General features: G+C 68.2%; 4 protein-coding genes and 1 tRNA gene. 3 read left to right on the top strand and 2 right to left on the bottom strand.

The features are described from left to right. Positions 1-150: 150 nt before the first annotated feature. Positions 151-1,563 (top strand): glutamate--tRNA ligase, encoded by a 1,413-nt coding sequence (gene gltX, locus AC08OT_RS19330; protein ID WP_476594661.1) that lies wholly within the window; start codon positions 151-153, stop codon positions 1,561-1,563. Positions 1,564-1,897: 334 nt separating this feature from the next. Here gltX and AC08OT_RS19335 read toward each other — a convergent pair whose 3' ends face one another. Beyond that, on the bottom strand, positions 1,898-2,305 hold the full coding sequence (locus AC08OT_RS19335; RefSeq protein ID WP_476594662.1) for a winged helix-turn-helix transcriptional regulator: 408 nt from the start codon (positions 2,303-2,305) through the stop codon (positions 1,898-1,900). A gap of 58 nt (positions 2,306-2,363) precedes the next feature. Continuing rightward, complete coding sequence (locus AC08OT_RS19340; RefSeq protein WP_476594660.1) at positions 2,364-2,660, bottom strand: hypothetical protein; 297 nt, start codon at positions 2,658-2,660, stop codon at positions 2,364-2,366. Positions 2,661-2,812: 152 nt separating this feature from the next. Between AC08OT_RS19340 and AC08OT_RS19345 the strand changes: the two genes are divergently transcribed. Continuing rightward, positions 2,813-2,885: transfer RNA gene (locus AC08OT_RS19345), tRNA-Asn, on the top strand. Positions 2,886-2,983: 98 nt separating this feature from the next. Then, positions 2,984-4,288, top strand: a complete 1,305-nt coding sequence (locus AC08OT_RS19350; protein ID WP_476603154.1) for an endonuclease/exonuclease/phosphatase family protein — start codon at positions 2,984-2,986, stop codon at positions 4,286-4,288. The last annotated feature ends 266 nt before the right edge of the window (positions 4,289-4,554 follow it).

Genomic DNA, 4,554 nt, shown 5'->3' on the forward strand with positions numbered 1-4,554 from the left:
ACCCCCCACCAACCCACCACCCCCCTCGACCTCCTCGACCTCCTCGGCTGAACGGGGGCGTGGCCGGCCGCCCGGGAGACCGATTCCGCGGCCGGTCACCATCGGCCCACGCCCGGTTCGCCCGTCGAGATCCGCTGTACGCTGCGCGGCATGGGATCTGGGCGGGTACGGGTTCGATTCGCGCCATCTCCCACCGGCATCTTCCATGTGGGTGGGGCGCGGTCGGCGCTGTTCAACTGGCTGGTCGCGCGGCGCGCCGGCGGCGACTTCGTGCTGCGCATCGAGGACACCGACGCGTCCCGCAACCGGCCGGAGTGGACCGACGGCATCATCAGCGCGCTGGACTGGCTCGGCATCAGCCCCGGCGGGTACGAGGGTCCGGTGCTGCAGTCGTCGCGCGCCGACCGGCACCGGGCCGCGGCCGAGCGGCTGCACTCCGAAGGTCTCGCCTACTACTGCGACTGCACGCGCGAGGCCTTGGCGGAACGTACCGGCAACGCGCAGCGCGGCTACGACGGATTCTGCCGGGACCGCGGGCTCACCCCGGGTCCCGGCCGGGCGCTGCGCTTTCGCACGCCGGACGACGGCGTGACGATCGTCGAGGACCTCATCCGCGGCACGCCGGAGTTCCCGAACGACACCATCGAGGACTTCGTGGTCGCGCGGGCCGACGGGTCGGCGGTGTTCCTGCTCGCCAACGTCGTCGACGACCTGGAGATGGGGATCACCCACGTCATCCGGGGTGAGGAACACCTGTCGAACACCCCGAAGCAGCAGCTGCTCTGGGCAGCGCTCGGCGCGGGTGCGCCGCCGGTGTGGGCGCACGTCCCGGTGATCGTCAACGAGAAACGCCAGAAGCTGTCGAAGCGGCGCGACAAGGTGGCGCTCGAGTCCTACCGGGACGAGGGATACCTGCCCGCCGCCATGAAGAACTACCTGATGCTGCTCGGTTGGGCCCCGCCCGGCGAGGACGAGATCGTGCCCTGGGAGACGATCGAGTCCACCTTCGACCTTGCCGACGTGAAGCCGTCGCCGGCGTTCTTCGACGAGAAGAAGCTCAAGGCGTTCAACGGTGAGTACATCCGGCGGCTGAGCGTCGAGGAGTTCATCGAGGCGGTCCGGCCCTGGCTCTCGGCACCGGCCGCGCCGTGGGAGCCGGCCGCGTTCGGCGCGGACGCGTTCGCCGCCCTCGCCCCCCTGGCGCAGAGCAGGGTCTCCGTGCTGTCGGAGATCGTGCCGATGGTCGACTTCCTCTTCCTGCCGGAGGTACCAATCGACGACGCGGCCTGGGCCAAGGCGATGAAGGGGCCGGCGGCGGAACTGCTCGCCGACGTCCACGACCTCTACGACAAGATCGAATGGGAAGCCGAGACGCTGAAGGCCGGACTTACCGAGGTCGGCGAGCGGCACGGTCTCAAGCTCGGCAAGGCGCAGGCACCGGTGCGGGTCGCCGTGACCGGGCGGAACGTGGGACTGCCCCTGTTCGAGTCGCTGGAGGTGCTCGGCCGGGAGACCACCCTGCGGCGGCTCGCCGAAGCGCGAGAACGGCTCACCGGCGGCTGACCTCACGCCGGTCCACGACGGCCTCGCGCGCACGCCGGTCCGTGGCGGCTTCGCGCGGCGGGCAGGGCTGAGCCCGGGTCGCGGCTGGGACGGGCCGCGACCGGGCTGGGGAGACCCAGCAGAAGCCGGGGTTACCTCTGGTGGGTGAGGCTGCTCCAGTTCGCCAGCCACCCGGGCGGCCGGGCGGTCGACAAGGACCAGCACACCCCACCGGGCCTAAGAGATCCTTAAAACGAGCTCAAGACAAGCTGTGATCTTGCTGTCACGAAATGCCTCTCGAGAGTGACCATCCCGCGGTGTCAGGATGTTGCCATCAAGCGGGAGTCCACCGGACTTAGGGCTCACCGTGACCCTGGGTAGCTGATCCTCGGGGCGTGCGCTGGCGCGGGCTCAGCCCGGACCACTCGTCCGCCCAGGCCGCCAGCGGTTCCAGCACTCCCTGCAGGCGACGGCCGTGCGCGGTCAGCCGGTACTCGCCGGCCTCGTTCACCTCGACGAGGCCGGCCTCGCGCAGCTCCCGTAGGCGTTGGGTCACCTGGGCCTGCGGCGCCTCGAGCCGCGCCACAAGCGCGCGGAACGGCGGGGCCGTCCCGCGCAGGTTCCAGTAGACGGCGAGGGCGAAGCGCCGGCCCAACAGGTCCACAAGACCGGCGAGGGCGGACGGTGCGCCGTCCGGAGTCTCGGGATGACCGGAGGCGTGCGGTCGTCCCGGCCCGTTCGGCCTCGCCTGCCTCATCGGCATGTCCCGCCGGGACCGCTCATCGGTGGCCTCCGGGGTCTCCGGCGCGAGGGTGCCCCGATCAGCGGGCACCGACCGAGCCGACGCCGTTGGATCCGACACCGTTGGAGCTGTGCGAGCCGAGGGGAGTAAACAGCCTGGTCGCGGACTGCCCGGCGTGGGCGCCAAGCAGGTCCCGGGCCTTCTGGTAGAAGGTGGCCGCCTGCGCGGAGACGAGTCCCGCCGCGCTCTGGACCTCCGGGCGCTCCTGGAGGTCACGGACCTGCCGCATGATGGCGTCGTAGTGCTCCCGGCCGGCCCGGGCGCCGAGGACGTATCCGAGACCGAGGGCCAGGATGACGCTGGGCCTGATACGCATGTTGCCTCCCAGGAGACCGAGGGACGTGCAGGCGGATGGCCGCCGGCCGCTTGACGTTGTGTCGTCGGGTTGATTCCTACCCCACGTCCAAGACCGCCCGAACCTCAGGTAGGCTGACGACGTCAGGTGCATGGCAGGTGCACGGCACCCGATCCCGCGTAGCTCAATTGGCAGAGCAGCCGGCTGTTAACCGGCAGGTTATAGGTTCGAGTCCTATCGCGGGAGCATAGGCCCAGGCCGGAGGCCCGATCCCTTCCGAAGATCAATTCCGAGTCATATCAGTACCACTTGAGCCTTACCCATCCATACTATGATCTTGATCGATGCAAGATCAAGAGAACTACTACAAGCACGGCCACGCGTGGACCATCAAGATCACGAAAGATTCACCTGCCGATGGGTCGACAGTAGCCCCTCAGATTGCCACGCTGTGCAGCAGAGCCAACACGACGGTGCTGTGGGGGTGGCCGGTGCGACTGGCGTCGTTCAACGTGGAAAACCTGTTCGAACGGGTCCGGGCGATGAATCTGCCCACCTGGGACGAAGGCCGACCGGTCCTAGCCGCATTCGACCGGTTCACCACCCTCGCCCAGCACGAGGTCTATACCTTTCAGGACAAGACCGACATGCTCGCCGACCTGGAAACGATGGAGATCCTGACCCGCACCGGCGAGGGTCGGCTGCAGCTCAGCCGGGATCCACAGCCGCGGTGGGCCCGGCTTCGCGAGAACCGCGGGAACTTCCTCACCCAACCCCCCGGTAAGGACGCTGTGATCGACGCAGCCGGACGGCAGGATTGGATCGGCTGGGTCGAACTGGTCACCGGCCCCGTCAACGAGACCGGGATCCGCTCCACCGCCCAGGTCATCACGGACATCAACGCCGACGTTCTCGCCGTGATCGAAACCGAAAACCGTCCGGCGCTGGTCCGGTTCAACACCAGTCTGCTCGCCGGCCTGTACGCCCACGTGATGCTCATCGACGGCAACGACCCCCGCGGCATCGACGTCGGCCTGCTGGCCAAACCCGGCCACACGATCGGCTCGATCGTCAGCCACGTCGACGACCCCGACCCGGCCCGCCCCGACCGGCCGCTGTTCAGCCGCGACTGCCCCGCCTACGAACTGCACACCCCCGCCGGCAACACCGTCTGGGTGCTGCCGAACCATTTGAAAAGCCAGTCTTGGACCTCCGGAAACCCCGACCCGCTACGCCGCCGGCAGGCCCACCGGGTGGCGGAAATCTACACCGCGCTCCGCGACGCCGGCGCCCGATACATCGCCGTCGTCGGTGACCTCAACAAGCCATCCCCGCCCGCGTTCCCCAGCCTCGAACCCCTCCTCGGCCCCGACAGCCCACTCGTGGACGCCGCCAGCCGGGCCGGATTCGACACCGGTCCCCGACCCGGTACCTTCCAGTCCTGCACCGCCCGCAACCGACTCGACTACATCCTGCTCTCCCCCGACCTCGCCGACCGGATGACCGGCGGGCAGATCGTCCGCACCGGCCTGTGGGGCGACCCCGACAACAAACACCCATCCGCCCAGTGGGCGATCCACCCCAAGATCACCCGAGCCGGACAGGCCGCCTCCGATCATGCCGCCCTTTACGTCGACCTCGATATCTAAAACACCGCGGTATCTAGAACACCCAGGCAACGCTCTGTTGTGCCGCTGAGCGGACGCCTGCCCCACCGCCCGATCTGACCGGCCCCCGAACCATCCGGACAATCACGCAAGGACCACCTGGGGGCGACGAGGAATGATCTGGATCATCTGTACTGAAGGTTGCGGAACAAGCCTCCTCGTAGGTGCTCTGGGAATCGTCATTAAATAAGTTGATCATTTGATCTGTGTTTGGGGTTCCCCTGTGATTGCCTCGGTACGGTTATGTT

It is taken from the genome of Frankia sp. CgJB1, from assembly GCF_977947065.1.

What these genes read in the sequence shown, in the direction of transcription:
- gltX (WP_476594661.1), top strand. Translation starts at nt 151, where the DNA reads ATGGGATCTGGGCGGGTACGGGTTCGATTCGCGCCATCTCCCACCGGC.
- AC08OT_RS19335 (WP_476594662.1), bottom strand. Translation starts at nt 2,305, where the DNA reads ATGCCGATGAGGCAGGCGAGGCCGAACGGGCCGGGACGACCGCACGCC.
- AC08OT_RS19340 (WP_476594660.1), bottom strand. Translation starts at nt 2,660, where the DNA reads ATGCGTATCAGGCCCAGCGTCATCCTGGCCCTCGGTCTCGGATACGTC.
- AC08OT_RS19350 (WP_476603154.1), top strand. Translation starts at nt 2,984, where the DNA reads ATGCAAGATCAAGAGAACTACTACAAGCACGGCCACGCGTGGACCATC.